The 22108-nt window shown below is 52.1% G+C and carries 22 protein-coding genes; 5 read left to right on the top strand and 17 right to left on the bottom strand.

Features of this window, described 5'->3' with window-relative positions:
* Positions 1 to 254 (top strand): hypothetical protein (locus tag NNO08_RS13595; protein WP_271456913.1); only part of this gene is annotated, 254 nt, incomplete at its 5' end.
* 24 nt (positions 255 to 278) lie between these two features.
* Here the strand turns inward: NNO08_RS13595 and hemG are convergent.
* The 4 genes from hemG to pepQ are packed head-to-tail and all read right to left on the bottom strand — an operon-like array spanning position 279 to position 4271.
* The gene (gene hemG / locus NNO08_RS13590; protein ID WP_271441036.1) at positions 279 to 824 is read right to left on the bottom strand and encodes a menaquinone-dependent protoporphyrinogen IX dehydrogenase; all 546 of its coding nucleotides are present in this window, start codon (positions 822 to 824) and stop codon (positions 279 to 281) included.
* Between the two features lie 11 nt (positions 825 to 835).
* Positions 836 to 2287, bottom strand: a complete 1452-nt coding sequence (trkH, locus tag NNO08_RS13585; RefSeq protein ID WP_003017848.1) for a Trk system potassium transporter TrkH — start codon at positions 2285 to 2287, stop codon at positions 836 to 838.
* Positions 2288 to 2325: 38 nt separating this feature from the next.
* A complete protein-coding gene (locus NNO08_RS13580) occupies positions 2326 to 2940 on the bottom strand; it encodes an IMPACT family protein (RefSeq protein ID WP_271441035.1) in 615 nt (204 codons plus the stop codon).
* Entirely contained in the window at positions 2940 to 4271 is a 1332-nt protein-coding gene (gene pepQ / locus NNO08_RS13575) for a Xaa-Pro dipeptidase (protein ID WP_271441034.1), read from the bottom strand. The genes NNO08_RS13580 and pepQ overlap by 1 nt, the downstream gene beginning before the upstream one ends.
* 189 nt (positions 4272 to 4460) lie before the next feature.
* On the opposite strand from pepQ, the gene fadB reads away from it, so the two are divergent.
* Positions 4461 to 6650, top strand: a complete 2190-nt coding sequence (fadB, locus tag NNO08_RS13570; RefSeq protein ID WP_271456912.1) for a fatty acid oxidation complex subunit alpha FadB — start codon at positions 4461 to 4463, stop codon at positions 6648 to 6650.
* A 9-nt stretch (positions 6651 to 6659) separates the two neighbouring features.
* The gene (gene fadA / locus NNO08_RS13565; RefSeq protein WP_271454132.1) at positions 6660 to 7823 is read left to right on the top strand and encodes an acetyl-CoA C-acyltransferase FadA; all 1164 of its coding nucleotides are present in this window, start codon (positions 6660 to 6662) and stop codon (positions 7821 to 7823) included.
* 154 nt (positions 7824 to 7977) lie between these two features.
* Here fadA and NNO08_RS13560 read toward each other — a convergent pair whose 3' ends face one another.
* The 4 genes from NNO08_RS13560 to ubiD form a co-directional block, all read right to left on the bottom strand.
* Positions 7978 to 8958 carry a LacI family DNA-binding transcriptional regulator gene (locus tag NNO08_RS13560; RefSeq protein WP_271456911.1) on the bottom strand — a complete coding sequence of 327 codons (981 nt, stop codon included), beginning with the start codon at positions 8956 to 8958 and terminating at the stop codon, positions 7978 to 7980.
* 16 nt (positions 8959 to 8974) lie between these two features.
* Positions 8975 to 9883 carry an ROK family protein gene (locus NNO08_RS13555; RefSeq protein WP_271456910.1) on the bottom strand — a complete coding sequence of 303 codons (909 nt, stop codon included), beginning with the start codon at positions 9881 to 9883 and terminating at the stop codon, positions 8975 to 8977.
* Positions 9884 to 10131: 248 nt separating this feature from the next.
* The gene (gene fre, locus NNO08_RS13550; protein WP_271456909.1) at positions 10132 to 10833 is read right to left on the bottom strand and encodes an NAD(P)H-flavin reductase; all 702 of its coding nucleotides are present in this window, start codon (positions 10831 to 10833) and stop codon (positions 10132 to 10134) included.
* Between the two features lie 40 nt (positions 10834 to 10873).
* Positions 10874 to 12367 carry a 4-hydroxy-3-polyprenylbenzoate decarboxylase gene (ubiD, locus tag NNO08_RS13545; RefSeq protein WP_040230095.1) on the bottom strand — a complete coding sequence of 498 codons (1494 nt, stop codon included), beginning with the start codon at positions 12365 to 12367 and terminating at the stop codon, positions 10874 to 10876.
* Between the two features lie 166 nt (positions 12368 to 12533).
* Here ubiD and rfaH point away from each other — a divergent pair, with 166 nt between their 5' ends.
* On the top strand, positions 12534 to 13022 hold the full coding sequence (gene rfaH, locus NNO08_RS13540; protein WP_137383146.1) for a transcription/translation regulatory transformer protein RfaH: 489 nt from the start codon (positions 12534 to 12536) through the stop codon (positions 13020 to 13022).
* A gap of 6 nt (positions 13023 to 13028) precedes the next feature.
* Here the strand turns inward: rfaH and tatD are convergent, their stop codons facing one another.
* The 9 genes from tatD to udp all read right to left on the bottom strand — a co-directional run bounded on the left by tatD (position 13029) and on the right by udp (position 20971).
* Entirely contained in the window at positions 13029 to 13811 is a 783-nt protein-coding gene (gene tatD / locus NNO08_RS13535; protein ID WP_271456908.1) for a 3'-5' ssDNA/RNA exonuclease TatD, read from the bottom strand.
* A gap of 41 nt (positions 13812 to 13852) precedes the next feature.
* The gene (tatC, locus tag NNO08_RS13530; RefSeq protein ID WP_137383148.1) at positions 13853 to 14644 is read right to left on the bottom strand and encodes a Sec-independent protein translocase subunit TatC; all 792 of its coding nucleotides are present in this window, start codon (positions 14642 to 14644) and stop codon (positions 13853 to 13855) included.
* Between the two features lie 2 nt (positions 14645 to 14646).
* Positions 14647 to 15195 carry a Sec-independent protein translocase protein TatB gene (tatB, locus tag NNO08_RS13525; protein WP_271441028.1) on the bottom strand — a complete coding sequence of 183 codons (549 nt, stop codon included), beginning with the start codon at positions 15193 to 15195 and terminating at the stop codon, positions 14647 to 14649.
* 3 nt (positions 15196 to 15198) lie between these two features.
* On the bottom strand, positions 15199 to 15453 hold the full coding sequence (gene tatA / locus NNO08_RS13520) for a Sec-independent protein translocase subunit TatA (protein ID WP_003017888.1): 255 nt from the start codon (positions 15451 to 15453) through the stop codon (positions 15199 to 15201).
* 78 nt (positions 15454 to 15531) lie between these two features.
* Complete coding sequence (gene ubiB, locus NNO08_RS13515; RefSeq protein ID WP_271441027.1) at positions 15532 to 17172, bottom strand: ubiquinone biosynthesis regulatory protein kinase UbiB; 1641 nt, start codon at positions 17170 to 17172, stop codon at positions 15532 to 15534.
* A complete protein-coding gene (gene ubiJ / locus NNO08_RS13510; protein WP_271441026.1) occupies positions 17169 to 17774 on the bottom strand; it encodes a ubiquinone biosynthesis protein UbiJ in 606 nt (201 codons plus the stop codon). Before ubiJ ends, ubiB begins: the two co-directional genes overlap by 4 nt.
* A gap of 14 nt (positions 17775 to 17788) precedes the next feature.
* Positions 17789 to 18544 carry a bifunctional demethylmenaquinone methyltransferase/2-methoxy-6-polyprenyl-1,4-benzoquinol methylase UbiE gene (gene ubiE / locus NNO08_RS13505; RefSeq protein ID WP_202037298.1) on the bottom strand — a complete coding sequence of 252 codons (756 nt, stop codon included), beginning with the start codon at positions 18542 to 18544 and terminating at the stop codon, positions 17789 to 17791.
* Positions 18545 to 18638: 94 nt separating this feature from the next.
* A complete protein-coding gene (gene rmuC, locus NNO08_RS13500; protein ID WP_442870783.1) occupies positions 18639 to 20051 on the bottom strand; it encodes a DNA recombination protein RmuC in 1413 nt (470 codons plus the stop codon).
* A 158-nt stretch (positions 20052 to 20209) separates the two neighbouring features.
* Positions 20210 to 20971: a uridine phosphorylase gene (gene udp / locus NNO08_RS13495; protein WP_006686084.1), complete on the bottom strand. Its 762-nt coding sequence runs from the start codon at positions 20969 to 20971 to the stop codon at positions 20210 to 20212.
* A 265-nt stretch (positions 20972 to 21236) separates the two neighbouring features.
* Here udp and NNO08_RS13490 point away from each other — a divergent pair, with 265 nt between their 5' ends.
* Entirely contained in the window at positions 21237 to 22043 is an 807-nt protein-coding gene (locus tag NNO08_RS13490) for a dienelactone hydrolase family protein (protein ID WP_271456906.1), read from the top strand.
* Positions 22044 to 22108: the final 65 nt, after the last annotated feature.

Genomic DNA, 22108 nt, shown 5'->3' with positions numbered 1-22108 from the left:
TCTTCGAGTGCCCACACAGATTGTCTGATAAATTGTTAAAGAGCAGTGCCGCTTCGCTTTTTCTCAGCGGCGCGGGGTGTGCATATTACGCCATCCCGCTACGAAGTCAAGCATTTAATTTCGCTTTTCTTCGTGAGGTTCTCAGTGGAACCCCGCTGACCCGGCGGCTTGTAATCCGTTGTTCCGTGTCAGTGGAGGCGCATTATAGGGAGTTATTTCAGGCTGACAAGGGGAAATTTGAAATTATTTACTGAGTGCGTATTTTTTATTCTTTCCGTTTATTTTGGCAACGTTTTGTTGGTTAGTTGGGCTATTTCCCGCGCAAAACCCGCTACCTGTTCCCAGTCGGTATAGATCACTTCTTTCTTCGTATCCGTTTCACCACCTGACATCTTCATAATCAGTTGGATCATGACACGGTCATACCAACGATAACGAGGATAAAGCAAAGCACCCGCGATCACCGCACTGCGATCTGGTCGCCACGGAGAACTCATCAGAAACTTACGCGCATAGCTATTAGTTTGCGGTGTGCGTTTTTCCGGTTTACGGGCAACCAGGTTAACAGAGTAAAACGCACTCGGCATTGTATTCAGTTGCGTGGCATGCTTTTTCACAAACTCCTGAAATGCAGAATGGTAATGGCCATAGCGAATTGATGCGCCAATCACCACGCTGTCATAATTTTTCCACTCAGGCTCTTCGGTACGATGCAAATTCATGACATCTGCCCAGACACCCAGCTCTTTAAGTTCAGAAGCCAGATACTCAGCGATTTCGCGCGTTTGTCCGTCCCGGGAAGAAAAAAGAATCAGTGTTTTCACGTGTTACTCCATTATTCACGCCAGAAAGTAGGGGTAAAGAGCACCAGCAGAGTAAAGACTTCCAGACGACCAAACAGCATGTTGGCAATCAGGATCCATTTCGCCACCGGGTTCATGCTGGCAAAATTGTCGGCAACAACCCCGAGCCCAGGCCCGAGGTTATTCAACGTCGCCACTACGGAGGCAAACGCAGAGAAGTCATCCACACCAGTCGCAATAATTGCCAGCATACTGATAATAAAGACCAGCGCATAGGCAGAAAAGAAGCCCCATACCGCTTCAAGTATTCGTTCCGGCAACGCACGGTTGCCTAACTTAATGCTATAGACCGCATTAGGGTGAACCAGTCGCTTCAGTTCGCGGTTACCCTGCTTAAACAGCAGCAGGATACGAATCACCTTCAGACCACCGCCCGTCGACCCGGCACAGCCGCCGATAAAAGCAGAACACAGCAACAGCACTGGCAGGAACAGCGGCCAGCGAGCAATACTGTCTGTGGTAAATCCGGCAGTGGTCGCCATCGATACCACCTGGAAAAAGGCCTGGTTGATCGTCGTGAGCGCCGAGCCATAGGTATTGTGTATCCACAGCACCAACGTACAGACTGCCACCAGCGTCAACTGCACTCCGATAAACATGCGGAATTCAGGGTCGCGCCAATAAACCTTCAGGCTGCGTCCACTTAGTAAAGAGAAGTGCAAACCGTAGTTACAACCAGAGATCAGCAAGAAGATAGCGATAATGGTGTTGATGGTAGGGCTGTCGAAATAGCCCACACTGGCGTCGTGTGTTGAAAAGCCGCCGATGGCAATGGTGGCAAAGCTATGGCCAATAGCGTCAAAGGCAGGCATCCCGGCAAACCACAGCGCCAGCGCACACGCAACCGTCAATAGCACATAGATGAGCCACAAGGTTTTCGCCGTTTCGGCAATACGTGGGCGCATTTTGTTATCTTTCAGCGGCCCCGGCATTTCTGCACGATAGAGCTGCATCCCACCCACGCCAAGGATAGGCAGGATAGCTACCGCCAGGACGATGATCCCCATACCACCAAACCATTGCAGCATCTGACGATAAAAGAGAATGGCATGCGGCAGTGAATCCAACCCCACCAGCGTCGTCGCCCCCGTAGTGGTTAACCCGGAGAAGGACTCAAAAAAAGCATCGGTGATCGTGAGGTTCGGGCTCTCTGCGAAAATAAACGGTAGCGCACCCACGCTGCCCAGCACAGTCCAGAATAAGACGACTATCAGAAACCCTTCACGGGATTTCAGCTCGCCCTTCTCCTTACGGTTCGGCCACCACAACATGGAGCCGATCGCCAGGGCAACAAAGAAAGTTTGCGTAAATGCACGACCCGCACCATCACGGTAGATAAGTGCTACCAGTCCGGGGATGATCATCGTCCCCGAAAATAAGATGACCAGTAGTCCAACGATTCGGGTGATGGCGCGAAAATGCATCTCTGCCGCTTCCTTAGTTCTTTAAAATGAGGTGGGGATTATTCTTCAATCGCTAACAATTGCAATGAACCACGACTAAAATCCGCCAGCTTTGCTGAAAATTCATCCACTTTCGCAAAAGGAAGCGCCACCCTGAGCCGAACAAAAGCCTGGTAATCACTGGCGACGACTTTACCGTCAAACTGCCCCAGCAAGGCTTCAATACCTGCCAGTTGGCCGTACTCACACTGCAAAGTATATTCGGTTAATGGCGTCTTGCGCTGTGTCGTCAACTGACGCAGCGCCTGATTTACACCGCCACCATAGGCTTTCACCAGCCCGCCGGTGCCAAGAAGGATACCGCCATAGTAGCGCACGACCACCGCGGTAATCTCACCAACGCCGCTCCCCATCAGTTGTGCGAGCATCGGCTTTCCTGCCGTACCCGCCGGTTCACCATCGTCTGAAAACCCCAGCTGCTGCGAGTCATTCGGCGCACCCGCCACCCACGCCACACAATGATGACGGGCATCCGGGTGTTCCGCTCTGACTGACTCAACAAACGCTTTCGCCGCTTCTACACCGTCCGTATGGGCAAGTAACGTAATGAAGCGGCTTTTTTTGATTTCTTCAACGACGCTAACCGGCGCCGCAGGGATTAACCAACTGTCCATTACGCCAGTTTCAAATCCCGCGTCATGTTTTCAATATTGCTCTCGTGGACAACCACGTTATCTTCAATACGAATCCCGCCGAAGGGCTTCAGCGCTTCAATTTTCTGCCAGTTGAAGTGCTTGCTGAATTTCCCTTCACGCCACGGGGCGAGCAGCGATTCAATGAAGTAGATACCCGGTTCGATGGTCAGAACCATGCCCGGCTGCAGCACACGGGTGCAACGCAAGTAAGGGTACTTCGACGGCGCGGCAAGGTGTGTGCCCGTGTCATCCTGCATGAAACCGGCAACATCATGCACCTGCAGACCCAGCGGGTGACCGATACCGTGCGGCATAAACGGTCCAGTGAGATCATTTTCCACCATCGCCTCTTCACTCATGTCGGTGATGATTTGATGTTTACGCAGCAGCTTCGCAATACGCTGATGGAACTGAATGTGATAGTCCACATAGCTGACACCCGCTTTCATCGTCGCGATGAGCGCCAGCTCTTCGTCGTTAACGTCTTTCACCAACTGTGCATAGTCGTTGTCGCTTTTCGCCGACCAGGTACGCGTCAGGTCTGCTGCATAACCGTTATATTCCGCCCCCGCATCCAGCAGGAAGCTGCGGATTTCGGACGGAGCCTGATGATCCAGTTTGGTATAATGCAGCACAGAGGCGTGTTCATTGAGCGCGACGATATTGCTGTACGGTACGTCGGTATCGCGGTGACCGGTCGCGGTCAGGTAGGCGAGGTTGATATCAAACTCGCTCATCCCGGAACGGAACGCTTCTTCCGCGGCACGGTGCCCACTCACCGCCATTTTCTGCGCTTCACGCATACAGGCCAGTTCGTAATCTGTTTTATAGGCGCGGTAATAGTGCAGGTAGTCGATTACCCCTTTCGGGTTGATGTTGCTGGCCGCGATGTCCAGTTGCAGCGCACGTTCCGGAACCGGACCGATATAACCGATATTGCCGCGTGCAGCAGGCAGTTGGCTACCGATACCCTCCGCTTTAGGCAGCGCAATGATCTCGACTTCTTCCGTCCAGAAGGAGGTCGGCAGCGGCTCTACGTTGTGCCAGTAATCAACCGGCAAATAGAACCACAGTTTTGGCTTATTCACACCATCCACCAGCAACCAGCAGTTGGGAACCTGCGTTACGGGAACCCAGGCTTTAAACTGCGGGTTGACCTTAAACGGATACGGATGGTCGTCGAGAAAAACGTTAACAAGCTCGCCAGAATGAATAAGTAACGCATCCAGCTTGAAGCGAGCCAGTGCATCACGCGTACGTTCTTGTAAGGTAACAATATGATTCTTATAGAGTGCGGCCAGTGATTCCATTTTCTATCCTTCTGTTTTTTTGACCTCAAGTCTCCGCATCTTAGCACATCGCTTTATGACTGCGTGATTTCTGCCGAGCGTGATCGAATCGTCATTTCTTTAATCATTTATTTGCATTTTTTTAACATAAAACACACACTTCGATTCATCTGGTATGACCAGATCACCTTGCGGATTCAGGAGACTGACATGCTTTACAAAGGCGACACCCTGTACCTTGACTGGCTGGAAGATGGCATCGCCGAACTGGTGTTCGATGCCCCAGGTTCGGTCAATAAACTCGACACGGCCACCGTTGCCAGCCTGGGCCATGCGCTTGACGTGCTGGAAAAACAACCAAATTTAAAAGGGCTGCTCCTGCGCTCTAATAAAGCGGCTTTTATTGTCGGTGCCGATATCACCGAATTTCTTTCACTGTTCCTCGTTCCCGAAGAGCAGTTGAGCCAGTGGCTGCACTTTGCCAATAGCGTCTTTAATCGCCTGGAAGATCTGCCTGTTCCAACTATCTCTGCGGTAAACGGTTACGCGCTGGGCGGCGGCTGCGAGTGTGTGCTGGCAACTGATTATCGTCTGGCAACACCGGATCTGCGCATTGGTCTGCCGGAAACCAAGCTGGGCATTATGCCGGGCTTTGGCGGTTCCGTGCGTATGCCACGCATGTTGGGTGCGGACAACGCGCTGGAAATCATTGCTGCGGGTAAAGATGTTGGTGCTGAGCAGGCGCTAAAAATCGGCCTGGTCGATGGCGTAGTGAAACAAGACAAACTGCTTGATGGCGCGATCGCGGTATTACGTCAGGCGATTAACGGCGACCTCGACTGGAAAGCCAAACGCCAGCCGAAGCTGGAACCACTGAAACTCAGCAAAATTGAAGCTGCCATGAGCTTTACCATCGCCAAAGGCATGGTGGCGCAGACGGCCGGTAAGCATTATCCCGCACCGATTACCGCGGTAAAAACCATTGAAGCAGCGGCCCGTTTTGGCCGTGAAGAAGCGCTGAATCTGGAAAATAAAAGCTTTGTTCCACTGGCGCACACCAGTGAAGCCCGCGCGCTGGTTGGGATCTTCCTTAACGATCAGTTCGTGAAAGCCAAAGCCAAAAAGCTCACCAAAAATATTGAGGCACCAAAGCAAGCGGCGGTGCTGGGCGCAGGCATTATGGGCGGCGGTATTGCTTACCAGTCTGCCTGGAAAGGCGTGCCAGTAGTGATGAAAGACATCAATGACAAATCACTGACGCTGGGTATGACCGAAGCGGCCAAGCTGCTGAACAAACAGCTTGAGCGCGGCAAGATAGACGGTCTGAAAATGGCCGGCGTCATTTCAACCATTCAGCCAACTCTCGACTATAGCGGTTTCGAGCGTGTAGATGTGGTAGTTGAAGCGGTCGTCGAAAACCCGAAAGTGAAAAAAGCAGTGCTGGCGGAAACCGAAGAAAAGGTGCGCCCGGATACGGTACTGGCGTCGAATACGTCTACTATCCCAATTAACGAGCTGGCCAGCGTTCTTAAACGCCCGGAAAACTTCTGCGGGATGCACTTCTTTAACCCGGTGCACCGTATGCCGCTGGTTGAAATCATTCGCGGCGAGAAAAGCTCGGATGAAACCATCGCCAAGGTTGTCGCGTGGGCAAGTCAGATGGGCAAAACGCCGATTGTGGTTAACGACTGCCCAGGCTTCTTTGTCAACCGCGTGCTGTTCCCTTACTTTGCCGGTTTCAGCCAGTTACTGCGCGATGGTGCGGATTTCCGCAAAGTCGACAAAGTGATGGAGAAACAGTTTGGCTGGCCAATGGGCCCGGCTTATCTGCTGGACGTGGTGGGTATTGATACCGCGCATCACGCTCAGGCGGTGATGTCCGCGGGCTTCCCGCAGCGTATGCAGAAAGATTATCGCGACGCGATTGATGCGCTGTTTGATGCCAGCCGTTTCGGACAGAAAAACGGTCTTGGATTCTGGCGCTATAAAGAAGACAACAAGGGCAAGCCGAAGAAAGAAGAAGACGCCGCCGTTGATGGCTTACTGGCAGACGTCAGCCAGCCGAAACGCGACTTCAGCGACGAAGAGATTATCGCTCGTATGATGATCCCAATGGTCAACGAAGTGGTGCGTTGCCTGGAGGAAGGCATCATTGCCAGCCCGGCAGAAGCCGATATGGCACTGGTTTATGGCCTGGGCTTCCCTCCGTTCCACGGTGGTGCGTTCCGCTGGCTGGATACACTTGGCAGTGCGAAGTATCTCGATATGGCGCAGCAGTATCAGCACCTGGGTCCGCTGTACGAAGTACCAGCCGGTCTGCGTGATAAAGCACGCCATAACGAACCGTATTATCCCCCGGTTGAGCCTGCCCGCCCGGTTGGCGACCTGAAAACGGCTTAAGGAGTCACAATGGAACAGGTTGTAATTGTTGATGCGATCCGTACCCCGATGGGCCGTTCGAAAGGGGGCGCGTTTCGCAACGTGCGGGCAGAAGATCTCTCCGCACACTTGATGCGTAGTCTGCTGGCGCGTAATCCCGCGCTGGAACCCACCGCGCTCGATGATATTTACTGGGGTTGTGTGCAGCAGACGCTGGAGCAGGGTTTCAATATCGCCCGTAACGCCGCACTGCTGGCAGAAGTCCCACACTCCGTTCCTGCGGTTACGGTCAACCGTCTGTGTGGTTCGTCGATGCAGGCCCTGCACGATGCGGCACGCATGATTATGACTGGCGATGCACAAGCGTGCCTGGTGGGCGGCGTGGAACATATGGGCCATGTGCCGATGAGCCACGGCGTTGATTTCCACCCGGGTATGAGCCGTAACGTAGCAAAAGCCGCGGGAATGATGGGGCTGACGGCAGAAATGCTCTCTCGTATGCACGGTATCAGCCGTGAAATGCAGGATGCCTTCGCCGCACGCTCACATGCTCGTGCCTGGGCTGCTACTCAGTCCGGTGCCTTTAAAAACGAGATCATCCCGACTGGCGGTCACGATGCCGATGGCGTGTTGAAACAGTTTAACTATGATGAAGTTATCCGTCCGGAAACCACTGTCGACGCGCTGTCCACCCTTCGCCCGGCATTCGATCCGGTCAGCGGTACCGTCACCGCGGGTACCTCTTCCGCGCTCTCCGATGGTGCTGCCGCGATGCTGGTAATGAGTGAGAGCCGTGCTCGTGAACTGGGTCTGACGCCGCGTGCGCGTATCCGCTCAATGGCCGTAGTCGGCTGTGACCCCTCAATCATGGGTTATGGTCCGGTTCCTGCCTCAAAGCTGGCGCTGAAAAAAGCAGGACTCTCCACCAGCGACATCGGCTTGTTTGAGATGAACGAAGCCTTTGCCGCCCAGATCCTGCCGTGCATTAAAGATCTGGGGCTGATGGAGCAGATCGACGAGAAGATCAACCTCAATGGCGGGGCGATCGCACTGGGTCACCCACTGGGATGCTCTGGTGCGCGTATCAGTACCACCCTGCTCAACCTGATGGAACGCAAAGACGTGCAGTTCGGTCTGGCGACGATGTGTATCGGGTTAGGTCAGGGTATCGCGACAGTATTTGAGCGAGTGTAATCAAGGCACGTTACTTATTGTAGGCCGGGCAAGCGAAGCGCCCCCGGCGACTATGCCGGATGGCGACGCTGATGCGTCTTATCCGGCCTACAATGCAAATGCCATTGTATAACAATTTAGTTGCCGTTCTTCCCGCCTGTCAGGGGCGGGTTTTTTATTTCCCTGAACTACCACGTACCACCAACTGCACCGGCAACAACAGATTCTCTTCCGGCTTGCCTTCCAGCAGTAAACGCAGTGCTTCGCGCCCCAGCTGCTGCTTATCAACCGCAATTGTAGTCAGCGGCGGATGTGACCAGGCCGCAGCATCAATATCATCAAATCCTACCAGCGCAAGATCTTCCGGAATACGAATCCCCTGCTGCGCGCAAACCCGTTGAACAACCATCGCCGCCGCATCGTTATAAGCAAAAATGGCATCGGGCGGTTCCGGCAGACTGAGCAGTTCATTAACCGCCTCGACCAATGATTGTTCGGTATCCAGCAGCGGCGGTGCGATGGCTTCGTACTCTGGAGGCATCAGCAGACGGGCTTCATACAGTGCCTGGCGATAACCCTTTTCACGCTGACGAATACTGTAGTGAGAAAGTGTACTGGCAAGAAAAGCGATGCGGTTGCGACCTTGTGCAATCAGATGTTGCGTGGCCAGATAGCCGCCCTGAGTGTTGTCCGGATTGACGCAGGGCAAACCTGGAGCCCACAGATCCACCAGCACCAGCGGCAATTTCATCTGTTGCAGCAACCCAAGCAATTCAGGCTCAAAAAATCCGGCGCAGATCAGCGCATCCGGCTGGTGCAGCATCACCTGCTCACTTACCGCATCGCCCGGACCGATAGAGAGAAAGCTCAGCGCAATACCCTGATCACGGCAGGCATCATCAATACCCAGTAACAGCTGCGAGTAAAACGGCAATGCCCGGCTAATATTGTGTTGTCGATGCAACAAAAACAGGACTCGCTTAAGCTTGTCACTGTGCAGGCGGGAAAAATCATAACCTTGCTGTTGCGCCACAGAAATAATGCGCAATCGGGTATCTTCACGCAATCCGGGTTGACCTTTTAGTGCGCGGGATACAGCCCCAACTGAGACGCCGCAGGCTTCGGCGATATCTCTGATTCGTACAGGTTTCGTCATTTCTCTCTCATTAACTCTACACGGTGGCCCGTTGTGCCCCCAGCCATGCTGCACCACGCACACCGCTGCTGTCACCGTGTCGGGCCTGAATAATCGGTGTATGGCACTGTTTACCGAACACGTACTGTGCCACGCGTGCCTGCAAACCCGAATACAGTAATGTGATATTAGAGACCCCCCCTCCCAGCACAATGACATCAGGGTCGAGTGTATTCACAATGCCTGCCAACGCACGCGCCAGTTGATCACAGTAACGCTCCCATAACAGGCAAGCGTCTGCATCACCCAATTCTACCTGCTGCATGATGTGAGGAACGCTGACATGTTGATGAGTGTGATTCATGTACTGGCGTTCCAGACCACTGCCAGAGATAAAACTTTCGATACAGTTCTGTTGTCCGCAATAACAGGTAACCACCTCACCATCCCGGGACTCATGGTAACGTGGCAATGCATTATGCCCCCACTCCCCTGCACAGGCATTAGGGCCGGAGATCAAACGGTTATCAATACACAATCCGCCTCCGCAGCCAGTACCGAGAATTACGCCAAATACCACACTGTGTCCGCGTCCACTGCCGTCCATCGCCTCTGACAGTGTAAAACAGTTAGCATCGTTAGTGACGGGCACAGGCATCCCTAATGCGTGTTCAAGGTCACGGGTAAAAGCCTGCTGATTTAGCACCAGAATGTTGGAGTTTTTAATTAATCCCTTGCTGTCTACTGCTCCAGGAACTCCGATACCGACCGACAAAGGTTGGTTAACGGTCTGCATAGCCTTAGCAATCATATCCGTCACGGCCTGGAAAAAATCGCCGTAGCTTTGCCTGGGTGTAGCGCATCGTTCGCGGTAAATAATCTCACCCGCGTTATCAATTACCACCGCTTCGATTTTAGTCCCGCCTATATCCAGCCCGAGCCTCATGGTGACCTCTCCTCTCATTGGCATCTCGCAATTATGATGCGGCATAGAGTGCCAAAATTGTTTACTAAACAAATGATGGGATATCACAAAATGCTGTGAAATTTGCAGATAAACAGGAAAGTAATTTTGTTTACTAAAAATAATGAGGTTTTGTAAAGCAGAAGATATACAAAGATGCTGGGACAGCGACCGTCATGTGGAAGGTGGGGAATTTATGAATGCGCCGGTGGGGTTCCGGCGCATATCGCTTAAATAAACGCGAACGCGTCGCCAAACAGACGATCTTCACGTGCCTGACGTTCATTACAGAACAGGTCGCGCGCGATTTTAGCCATCTCGAAACGCCCGGCGATATAAATATCGTGTTCCGCCAGAGTGCCGTAATCCTGTAACACCGCCGTTAATACGGTTCCCGTACGACCACGCCAGCCCGTTTCAGGCTGTTCCACTACAGGCTCAACACGCAGGTTCGGATGATTAACTGACAGTGCCTCCAGTTCAGAGAGATCGTAGAGATGTTTCTCTTCTCGTCCGCCCCAGTAAATAGTGATATCACGGTCTGGATTGCGCGTCAGCGCTGTCAGTAAAATCGAACGTACGTATGAAAACCCTGTGCCGCCAGCAATCAGGATCAGCGGACGATTCTCATCATCACGCAGCCAGGCTTCACCGTGCGGGATATCGACCTTAATTTCCCGATCTTTCAGAATTCGGTCCATAACAGCCATGGCATAAAGATTTAGCTCAGAAGCACCCACGTGCAGCTCAATGAACCCGTGCTCATCCGGCGTAGATGCCATGGAGAACGGGCGTTTATCACGTTCGTCCATCACGACCATTAAATACTGACCAGCACGAAAGGAAAACGCCGCGTCCGGCACTAAACGTACGCGATATACGGTGTCAGTGATAGCTTCTACCGAGGTCACTTTACAGCTTAAGGTTGTCATGCGCTCTCTCTGTCGGATCAATAGGCAAAACGATCGCGCCTCAGGCGCTTTTGCCGTCATTAAAGATGGCTAATTCATCCCAAATTGCGTCAATACGCGCAGTCACTTCAGGATCTTTTTTAATCGGGCGTCCCCACTCTCGTTGGGTTTCACCCGGCCATTTATTTGTGGCATCCAGCCCCATTTTTGAACCAAGGCCGGAAACCGGCGAGGCAAAGTCCAGGTAATCAATCGGCGTATTCTCTACCAGTACCGTATCCCTGGCCGGGTCCATACGGGTAGTAATTGCCCAAATCACATCGTTCCAGTCACGTGCGTTGACATCATCATCGCAGACAATAACAAATTTGGTGTACATAAACTGACGCAAAAATGACCAAACGCCCATCATGACGCGTTTGGCATGGCCTGCGTACTGTTTTTTCATCGTCACCACGGCCAGCCGATAAGAACAACCTTCCGGCGGCAGATAAAAGTCGACGATTTCCGGGAACTGCTTTTGCAGAATAGGGACAAAGACTTCATTCAGCGCCACACCGAGCACCGCTGGCTCATCTGGTGGACGTCCGGTGTAGGTGGAGTGATAAATCGCATCTTCACGCTGGGTAATGTGTGTGACAGTGAAAACCGGGAAGCTATCCACTTCATTGTAATAACCCGTATGATCGCCATACGGTCCTTCCGGTGCCAGTTCACCCGGCTCGATATAGCCTTCCAGAACAATTTCAGCGCTGGCGGGTACTTCGAGATCGTTGGAGATACATTTGACAACTTCGGTCTTAGTGCCACGCAGCAGCCCAGCAAAGGCGTACTCTGATAATGTATCAGGCACAGGGGTCACAGCACCCAGGATGGTCGCTGGGTCTGCCCCTAACGCAACGGAGACAGGGAAACGCTCACCAGGGTGTGCAGCGCACCACTCCTGATAATCCAGCGCGCCGCCACGATGTGAAAGCCAACGCATAATGAGCTTATTTTTGCCAATCAACTGTTGGCGATAAATACCCAGATTCTGTCGCTCTTTATGCGGTCCACGCGTGACGGTGAGTCCCCATGTAATTAGCGGCGCTGCATCTTCCGGCCAGCAGGTCATGATCGGTATACGGTTTAAATCAACGTCATCGCCTGAGGATATTTTTTGCTGACAAGGCGCACCGCGTAGCCGTTTGGTCGGCATGTTAAGCACCTGCTTGAACTGCGGCAGCTTATCAAACAGATCGCGGAATCCTTTCGGCGGCTCCGGCTCTTTCAAAAACGCCAACAGCTTACCAACTTCCCTTAGTGCTGAGACATCTTCTTGCCCCATCCCCATGGCGACACGCTTCGGAGTGCCAAACAAATTGCACAGTACCGGCATTGAATAGCCTTTTGGATTCTCAAACAACAGCGCAGGCCCACCAGCACGCAAGGTGCGATCGGCAATTTCAGTGATCTCCAGATGGGGATCCACTGGAAGCGTAATGCGTTTGAGCTCGCCCTGCTGTTCAAGCTGCGTCAGGAAGTCGCGTAAATCGTGATATTTCATGGCGTCCATTTTGGCCTCTTTGTAAGCGCCTCATTATACGGCGTTCATCATTGTGATGCTGTATTTTTGTTAAATTAGCGTGAACTCTGGCAACCAACACCGATGAGGCTTGAAAGATGAAGTGTATAATGACTTTTGCTATGCTTGCGCTCAGAACAAGCGGATAAGAGTTATTATGCAAGCCTGGTATTTACTGTACTGCAAACGCGGGCAACTTCAGCGTGCCCAGGAACACCTGGAAAGACAAGCAGTCAACTGTCTGACGCCAATGATCACCCTGGAAAAAATGGTGCGGGGTAAACGTACCACAGTCAGTGAGCCACTTTTCCCTAATTACATGTTTGTCGAATTCGATCCGGAAGTGATCCACACCACGACCATCAATGCGACGCGTGGCGTCAGCCATTTTGTACGCTTTGGGGCAACACCAGCTACCGTTCCCTCTCCCGTTATTCACCAGCTTTCTATCTACAAGCCCGAGGGGATTGTAGACCCGGAAACGCCGCATCCTGGCGACAGCGTAATTATCACTGAAGGGGCATTTGAAGGGTTGAAGGCGATTTTCACCGAACCCGACGGCGAAGCGCGTTCCATGCTCCTGCTTAACCTGTTGAATAAAGAGGTTAAGCAGAGCGTGAAAAATACCGGCTTTCGAAAGATATAAACAGACTCAGAAAGTCACTTCGAATAACGTTCTGACGTTGGCATCAATCGCCGTTGATAGCCACTGAGGGTCTTCCCCGCGCCAGTGCGCAATACGCTCAAGAATATGCGGCAGGTGCGCAGGTTCATTGCGCCGGGAAGTCGGCTTCACGGCCAGATCGCGTGGGAGTAAATAGGGAGCATCTGTTTCTATCAGCAGCCTTTCCACCGGGATAAAAGGCAGTAGCTCCCGTAGTTCCATACCCCGACGCTCATCGCAGACCCATCCGGTAATCCCGATATAAAGCCCTCTGTCCACGCAGTCCTGCATCTCCTGGCGCGAGCCAGTGAAACAGTGCAGCACTGCGCCAGGGAGGCTGTCCAGCCAGGGTTCCAGCAGCGTCAGAAAACGTTCGTGGGCATCCCGACAATGCATGAAAACAGGCATCTGCAATTCGGCGGCAATACGCAATTGCGCCTCAAAAGCCCGTTCCTGTTCCTGTGGAGTGGAGTAATTACGATTGAAATCCAGGCCGCATTCACCAATGGCGACCACTTCGGACTGGTTTGCCAGCGCGATAATCTCGTCTTCCGTTGAGGATTGCCATTGGCTACTGTCATGTGGATGGACGCCTGCAGTGGACCAGCAATGTGGATAATGCTGTGCCAGCTTTAGCGCCTGCTGGCTTTCATGCAGGTTTGTTCCGGTCAGAAGCATGCCGTTTACACCGGCAGCAAAAGCGCGTGCTACAACCTCATCCCTGTCTTTCGCAAATTGTGAACTGGTTAGATTAACGCCAATATCAAACATGCTTCCTCCCATATGACAACCGCCCTTACGGGCGGCTGAATTTACTCTTCGGTTTTCTCGGTGGCGTCGGCTTCTTTTGCTTCTTCAGCCTCGTTGTCCTCATCTCGCGTACGTCGCTTACCGACATAGAAACGAGAGAAGAAAACACCCACTTCAAACAGGCAGTACATCGGTATCGCCAACAGCGTTTGCGAGAAGACATCTGGTGGAGTCAGTAACATCCCCACGACAAATGCCCCGACAACTACGTAAGGACGTTTCTTACGTAAATCATCAGGTGTCGTAATGCCCATCCAGCACAACAATACAATGGCGACAGGAACCTCAAAAGAGACACCAAACGCCATAAACAGCGCCATAACAAAGCTGAGATAACTGGCAATGTCTGTCGAAACCTGCACGCCTTGCGGAGCTGTGTTGGCAAGGAAGCCAAACGCCAGCGGGAAGACGACAAAATAGGCGAATGCCATCCCGATATAGAACAACAGTGAACTTGAGACCAGCAGCGGCACAACAAGGCGGCGTTCATGCTTATACAAAGCAGGCGCAATGAATGCCCATACCTGGTACAGGATCACAGGTGCCGACAGGATCAGCGACACCATAAAGGTTAGCTTTATCGGGGTAAAGAACGGTGAAGCCACATCGGTGGCGATCATCGTTGCACCCTGAGGCATCTGCTTAATCAGCGGTGCCGCAACCATATGGTAAATGTCGTTGGCAAAATAAACCAACGCCAGAAAGATCACCATAACCGCAATAATGCAGTTCAGGAGTCGCTTACGCAGCTCAATAAGGTGCGTGATGAGCGGTTGAGTATCTTCTACAGACATGTTTACGGTTTATCACTCGACGAAGGTGAGGATTCGACAGCAGGTGCAGCAGGTTTCTTTTCCGCGTCCATCGACGTAACGGAAGCAGTTTCCTTCAACTCCGGCGCGTCAGCACCCGTGGATTCCGGTTTTTGCTCCGGCGAACTGGCCTGTCCTTCAGCAGTAGCAGGGGTAACCCCCTCGTGCTGCGCTTCACTTCCTTTCACCACAGGGTTATGGATAGTGTGCGCTTCATCGCTCGCTTTCTCAGGATCGTGCACGCTGTAAGAACGCTTCATCGACTCAGCCGCTTCGCGCAGCTCATCCATCGATGCTTTCAGCTCCGGCGTCAAATTTGTCAGGCTCGCTTTTTCTACTTTCTTCAGGCTGTCCTGAAACTCCTGAAGCTTAAGCTCCTGGGTCAGTTCATTCTGCACGGTAGTTGCAAGAGAGCGCAGCGCACGGACCCAGCCCGCGACCGTTTTTACTGCCACTGGCAATCGTTGTGGCCCCAGAACGATGAGGCCGATAACGAACACCAATAACAGTTCGCTAAAACCGATATCAAACACGGATTATACCTGCTCTTTATCTTGGCTTTTGGCGTCTTCTTTCTTCACTTCACCCTGCTTATCGGTGATGGATTTAGCGGTAAAATCAGCGTCCTGGCTGGTTTTATCCTGCTTAGGTTCATCATCACCCATCGCTTTCTTGAAGCCTTTAATAGACGCGCCAAGGTCGGAACCGATGGAGCCGAGTTTCTTGGTGCCAAATAGCAGTACAACGATGACGGCAATGATCAACAACTGCCAAATACTGATACCACCCATACATGTTCCTCTGTCATAGATGATGAATTAATTAGGCCGTAGTATACGTTACACGACCTGCCTTGGGCGATGAAAAAATCAGCGCATTTTGCGCCAGCCGATCAGCCAGGCGAGAACACCACCCGCGATTAACCAGCCAGGCATAAGCCCCCACTCAGGACGGCTTACCAGCAGGAATGTCCCACTTAACAGCAACGTTGCGCCAATACCCAATAAATAACGGGATTGTCCCTGACGTACGTGATTCGCATGAAGCTCGCGCGCAATCTTATCAACACTGTGCTGTAAATATTTGCCCTGGCGCAAACTGTCATACACAAGTTCAGGTATTTCTGGCATTTTTTCGACCCAGAACGGTGCTTTTTCTTTAAATGCCCTGACAAGCGCCGGAATACCTACCTGATCTTTAATCCAGGATTCAAGGAAAGGCTTGGCCGTTTTCCACAAATCCAACTGAGGATAGAGCTGTCGGCCAACACCCTCAACGTACAGCAGCGTCTTCTGTAACAACACCAGTTGAGGCTGGACTTCCATATTAAATCGACGTGCTGTATTGAACAGATTCAACAACACGTGACCAAAGGAGATCTCTGCCAGCGGCTTTTCGAAGATAGGCTCACACACGGTACGAATTGCAAATTCAAATTCTTCAACATTGGTATCGGGAGGAACCCAACCAGAATCGACATGTAGCTCGGCAACCTTACGGTAATCGCGATTAAAAAACGCAATAAAGTTTTCAGCCAGATAACGCTTATCTTCTTTATTTAATGAGCCCACGATCCCGCAATCAATACCGATGTATTTCGGGTTTTCAGGGTGCTCATAGCTGACGAAAATGTTACCCGGGTGCATATCGGCATGGAAAAAACTGTCGCGGAATACCTGAGTAAAGAAGACCTGAACACCACGCTCGGCCAACAGTTTCATGTTGGTACCGTTCTTCTCAAGCGTTGCAACATCCGAAACAGGGATACCGTAAATACGCTCCATCACCATCATGTTCTGACTGCAATAGTCGGAATACACTTCCGGGATGTACAGCATCGGGCTGTCTTCAAAATTGCGTCGCAGTTGAATGGCGTTTGCCGACTCACGCAGCAGGTTCAGCTCATCGATCAATGTTTTTTCATATTCACGGACCACTTCGGTTGGCCGCAGACGACGTCCGTCCGGCAACAGGCGAGGGACCCAGCGAGCAAGACGATAGATCAGTTTTAAATCGGCTTTGATTACCGGCAGGATATCCGGACGAATAACCTTGATCACCACCTCTTTGCCATTCGACTTCAGTCGTGCGGTATGCACCTGAGCAATAGACGCAGATGCCAGTGGTGTGATCTCAAAATCATCAAACCACTCTTCAACAGGTAGCCCACCCATTGCTTCTTCAATCTGTTCTTTTGCTCGTTGTCCATCGAATGGAGCAACTCGATCCTGCAACAGAGCGAGCTGATCAGCGATATGCGGCGGAAACAGATCACGACGGGTGGAGAGCATTTGACCAAATTTGATCCACACCGGCCCCAATTCCTGCAAAGCCAGTCTCAGCCTTTCACCCAGCGGCTTATCTTTATGTCGGTTTGGCATCCAAAACAATGTGTAACGCCACAAACGGAGCGGCAGCGTAATACGCATTTTGGGGATGAGTTCATCAAGACCGTAGCTTAAAAAAGTGCGAATGATGAAATAAAGGCGCCGTACTTCTCCTGGCGTCATTTGGCCTCCAGTTTTTCCAGCCGTCTGGCCAGAGATTCAACCGCGCGCTCAACCGCTGCCGTTTCTTCCGCAAACCATGCAACTTCAAGCGGGCCAGGGGCCATACGCCACTCTTCAGTGATCGCTTCGGCAACATAACGTTGCTGACGTTGAATGCCACGACGCAGGAACTTCGCGCCGCCGCGCAGGACTTTGCTAACACCTTCCGCGACGATATCACCGGTATAAGGTGCTAATAGCTCTGCAGGGTCAAATTCCGCCAGGTCAGCCAGAGCCACAAAGTTCTGCACCACCTGAATATCGCCCTGCACTTCCAGTTCGCCGCTACGAATAAGCGTGGTGAGCTGCTGCCGGTCGCGTAATTTTGGTAACACGCTGGCATGAGTGATCACGGTGCAATCTGCTTCGCCTTCCCATGCCCCCAGCACATCGACCTGGCGCTCACTGAACACCAGGACTAACGGCGTAGAAAATCCTTTGAGATCAACACGCAGTACCTTGCTCTGCAAACGCGTTCGGGCTGATTTTAGCGCAGGTGAACGATACAGAAAGGTGTTGAGCAGATTTTCAGCGCCAGCGGTCACTAAGGGTTTTAAAGGCATCCCCGGTCCTCCTGTCAGAACTTGTAACCACGATGCAGCGCAACAACACCTGCCGTCAGGTTGTAGTAATCAACACTTTCAAACCCGGCATCTTGCATCATTGCTTTTAACGTGTCCTGATCGGGATGCATACGGATAGACTCAGCCAAATAGCGGTAGCTATCTGCGTCGCTCGCAACCATCGAACCAATACGTGGCAAGATATGGAAAGAGTACGCATCATACGCTTTGCTCAGCGGTTCGATGATCGGTTTGGAGAATTCCAGCACCAGTAAGCGCCCACCCGGCTTCAACACACGATACATCGAGCGTAGCGCTTTCTCTTTATCCGTAACGTTACGCAGGCCGAAAGAAATGGTGATGCAATCAAAGGTATTGTCAGGGAACGGCAGTGCCTCAGCATTTGCCTGGACATATTCAACGTTACCAATCACGCCAATATTGCGTAGCTTTTCGCGCCCCATTTTGAGCATTGAGTCATTGATATCTGCCAGAATAACCTTACCGGTTTCACCAACCATGCGAGAAAACTTCGCCGTCAGATCGCCCGTGCCGCCCGCTAAATCCAGAACGGTTTGTCCACGACGCACGCCACTACAGTCAATGGTGAAGCGCTTCCACAAACGATGAATGCCAAATGACATTAAGTCATTCATAACGTCATATTTAGACGCCACAGAATGAAAAACGTGGGCCACCATGTCAGCTTTCTGCTCTTTAGCGACGGTCTGAAAGCCAAAGTGCGTCGTTTCTTGTGAATTATCCACCATCTCAGTGCCTGCTCATCCAAAAAATGTTCGAGAAGTGTAACAGATTGGGCCAATTTGCCCTACCCTTCTACCGGGTTCCGCTACCCCAAACGGGCTAGTTTGATTGCTGATTTACCGCCTCTTCATCGGGGTAAGTCACGTCTTGCTGCGCTTCCGGGACCGAGCGTAAGCGGAACTCTTCATCCTGGGTCGTGGCTTGTTCAGCCAGTTCAGGATTTATCTCGCGCTTAATTTCCACGCCTAAGCCGCGGAAGGCTTCCGCCTGTGATAAGACATTTCCACGCCCCGAAGAGAGCTTCTTCATTGCCTGTCGGTAGTTATCCTGGGCTTTATCCAGGCTTTGGCCGATTGCTGACATATCATCCACAAACAGGCGCATCTTGTCATAAAGTTTACTGGCCCGATCCGCAATTTGTTGCGCGTTGCGGCTTTGATGCTCATAGCGCCACAGGTTAGCGATCGTACGTAATGCCACCAACAACGTCGTGGGGCTGACCAGCATAATGTTATTTTTAAGCGCTTCGGTAATAAGTTCGGGCTGTCTGTCCAGCGCCAGCAGGAAAGCAGGTTCGACGGGGATAAACATCAGCACATAGTCCAGCGTACGCAGCCCTGGAAGCTGTTGATAATCTTTACGACCCAGCAGACGAATATGATTTCGCACGGAGGCGATATGCTCCTGCAGCGCACCCTCCCGGGTGTATTCATCTTCTGCATTAAAATAGCGCTCATAGGCAACCAGCGTCATTTTAGCGTCAATCACGACATCTTTACCTTGCGGTAGCCGGACAATAACGTCTGGTTGCATCCGTGAGCGCGCATCATTCTCGATGCTAACCTGGGTTTCGTATTCATAGCCTTCCCGCAGACCAGAGGCTTCAAGCACCCGCGTAAGTACCACCTCTCCCCAGTTTCCCTGTGTTTTGTTATCACCTTTCAATGCCCGTGTCAGGTTAACGGCTTCCTGCGCCATCTGCGCGTTCAGTTGCTGGAGATTACGAATTTCGTGTGCCAGGGTGTGGCGCTCTTGCGCCTCTTTACCAAAGCTATCCTGAACCTGGCGGCGAAAACCGTCCAGCTGTTCGCGTAATGGTGTCAGCAGACTGTTAAGGCTTTGGCGATTTTGCTCATCGACGCGACGGTTACTGTGTTCGAAAATGCGGTTCGCCAGATTCTCGAACTGTTCGCTCAGGCGCTGTTCGCTGTTGATCATCTGGCGAATTTTATCTTCCGCATGCTGCTGCGTTGCTTCCAGACGGGTGGTGACTTCCCGGAGATCGGCCTCCAGTGAGGTATTGATACTCTGCAGGCTACGGAGTTCGTTATTCAGCAGCTCGCATTCGTCACGCCAGTGGGCTTCCTGCGAGAGCTGTTGCCGGGCTGCACTGAGGGCAATATCCAGTTCTCGTCGTTCTTCGATGAGGTCTGCGCGGATCTGATCGGCGCGCGCTTTTGTCGCCAGCCAGCCCACCAGCAGCCCTGCAGCTAATGCCAGCACGGCACTCATCAAAATTGAAATATCCACAACGCCCCCTTACAGCAACGACTTACCCGCACAAAATAGAATTGTGCTGTATAAACGTCCAGTTTAAAAGGAATTTCCTGCGAGGTGCTACGCAAAATAAAAAGGCCGAACACGTCGGCCTTTTAGCAAAGAAGGGAGAATTACAGTAAACGGCGTGCGGCTTCTACCACGATTTTCACCGCGTGGCTTTCCGTTTGCTTCATCGTTTCTGCATTCGGGATCTCTTGCTGAGTACGGTTGACGATAACGCCAGCAACCATACCTGCACGCAGACCCTGGCTTGCGCACATGGTCAGCAGCGTCGCAGATTCCATTTCATAGTTCATGACGCCCATCGACTGCCACTCTTCCATAGAGCCTTTGAAACGGCTCACTACGCGGCCAGAGAAGGTGTCATAACGCTCCTGGCCCGGGTAGAAGGTGTCTGAAGACGCGGTAACGCCTACGTGGGTGGTCGCACCGATAGATTTTGCCGCTTCCACCAACGCGGTGGTGCACTCGAAGTCTGCAACAGCCGGGAATTCCATTGGTGCAAAGTGCAGGCTCGCACCGTCCAGACGGACAGATGCGGTAGTTACCAGTACATCACCCACGTTGATATGCGGCTGAATAGCGCCAGTCGTACCGATACGCAGGAAGGTACGGATGCCCAATTGCGCCAGTTCTTCTACGGCGATGGAGGTGGACGGGCCGCCGATACCGGTAGAGCAAACGATCACGGCTTTACCATCCAGTTCAGCACGCCAGGTAGTGAACTCGCGATGAGATGCCAGCTTGACCGGCTTATCCATCAGCGCGGCGATCTTTTCCACACGCTCCGGGTCGCCAGGGACGATAGCGAGCTGGGCCCCTTGTAAATCGTTCTTAGTGAGGCCGAGATGAAAAACATCAGACTTAGACATAAAAACTCCTCTGTGAATCGGTTTTGTCAGAAGAAGCAAAAACACACTTTACCGAAGGCATAAACATCTTTTCGTGACAGTCATCACTATGATGGAAATCAATTGCATTGATTTACCGTGAAACAGTGATGATCATCACATTAATAGCGCAATGTAAGGAAGCCTTGCACAAAAGATAGACCGTTTGAGGCAATGTGGTTCGTTGCATGTGTCTATAGTTAACAATGCGCTATTTTGTACAATATTTAAGGGTACGGAGAATACCATGACAACACGACAATCTGGTTTTGCACCTGCTGTATCCCCACCGTCGTCCACGACGGTTCACACCCCGGATCACGCGATTATCGCTGGGGTGACATCAATTCCATCACAAGGCGATGATATGCCTGCGTATCACGCACGACCGCAACAGACCGATGGTCCGCTGCCCATCGTCATTGTTGTGCAGGAAATTTTTGGTATTCATGAGCACATTCGTGATGTTTGCCGTCGACTGGCGCTGGAAGGTTATCTGGCTATTGCACCCGAACTCTATTTTCGCGAGGGCGATCCCAGTGACTTTGCCGATATCCCGACGCTTCTAAGCGGCCTGGTGGCGAAAGTTCCCGACTCACAGGTCCTGGCGGATCTGGACCATGTTGCCAGTTGGGCCTCCCGCAACGGCGGCGATGTGCATCAATTAATGATGACGGGTTTTTGCTGGGGTGGACGTATTACCTGGCTGTATGCCGCACACAATCCACAGCTAAAAGCGGCGGTGGCGTGGTATGGCAAATTGGTTGGCGATAAAACGCTGAACTCCCCCAAACACCCTGTCGATATTGCCACCGATCTGAACGCTCCCGTGTTGGGACTGTATGGCGGCCAGGATACCAGTATTCCACAGGACAGCGTGGAAACCATGCGTCAGGCACTGCGTGCCGCCAATGCTAAAGCGGAAATCGTCGTCTATCCCGATGCTGGCCATGCGTTTAATGCCGATTATCGCCCGAGCTATCACGAAGAGTCCGCGAAAGATGGCTGGCAGAGAATGCTGGAGTGGTTTGCGCAATACGGTGAGAAGAGATAATCGAGTCGGTCGGGTAAGGCAAAGCCGCTACCCGACCTATTGCCCGGAGCGGCTTCGCTTACCGG

Origin of the sequence: Citrobacter sp. Igbk 17 (assembly GCF_028069775.1) — a bacterium.
In the GTDB taxonomy this organism is placed as follows: Bacteria; Pseudomonadota; Gammaproteobacteria; order Enterobacterales; family Enterobacteriaceae; genus Citrobacter.
The sequence above is the reverse complement of the archived record's forward strand: the minus strand, read 5'-3'. Positions and strand labels throughout refer to the sequence as shown.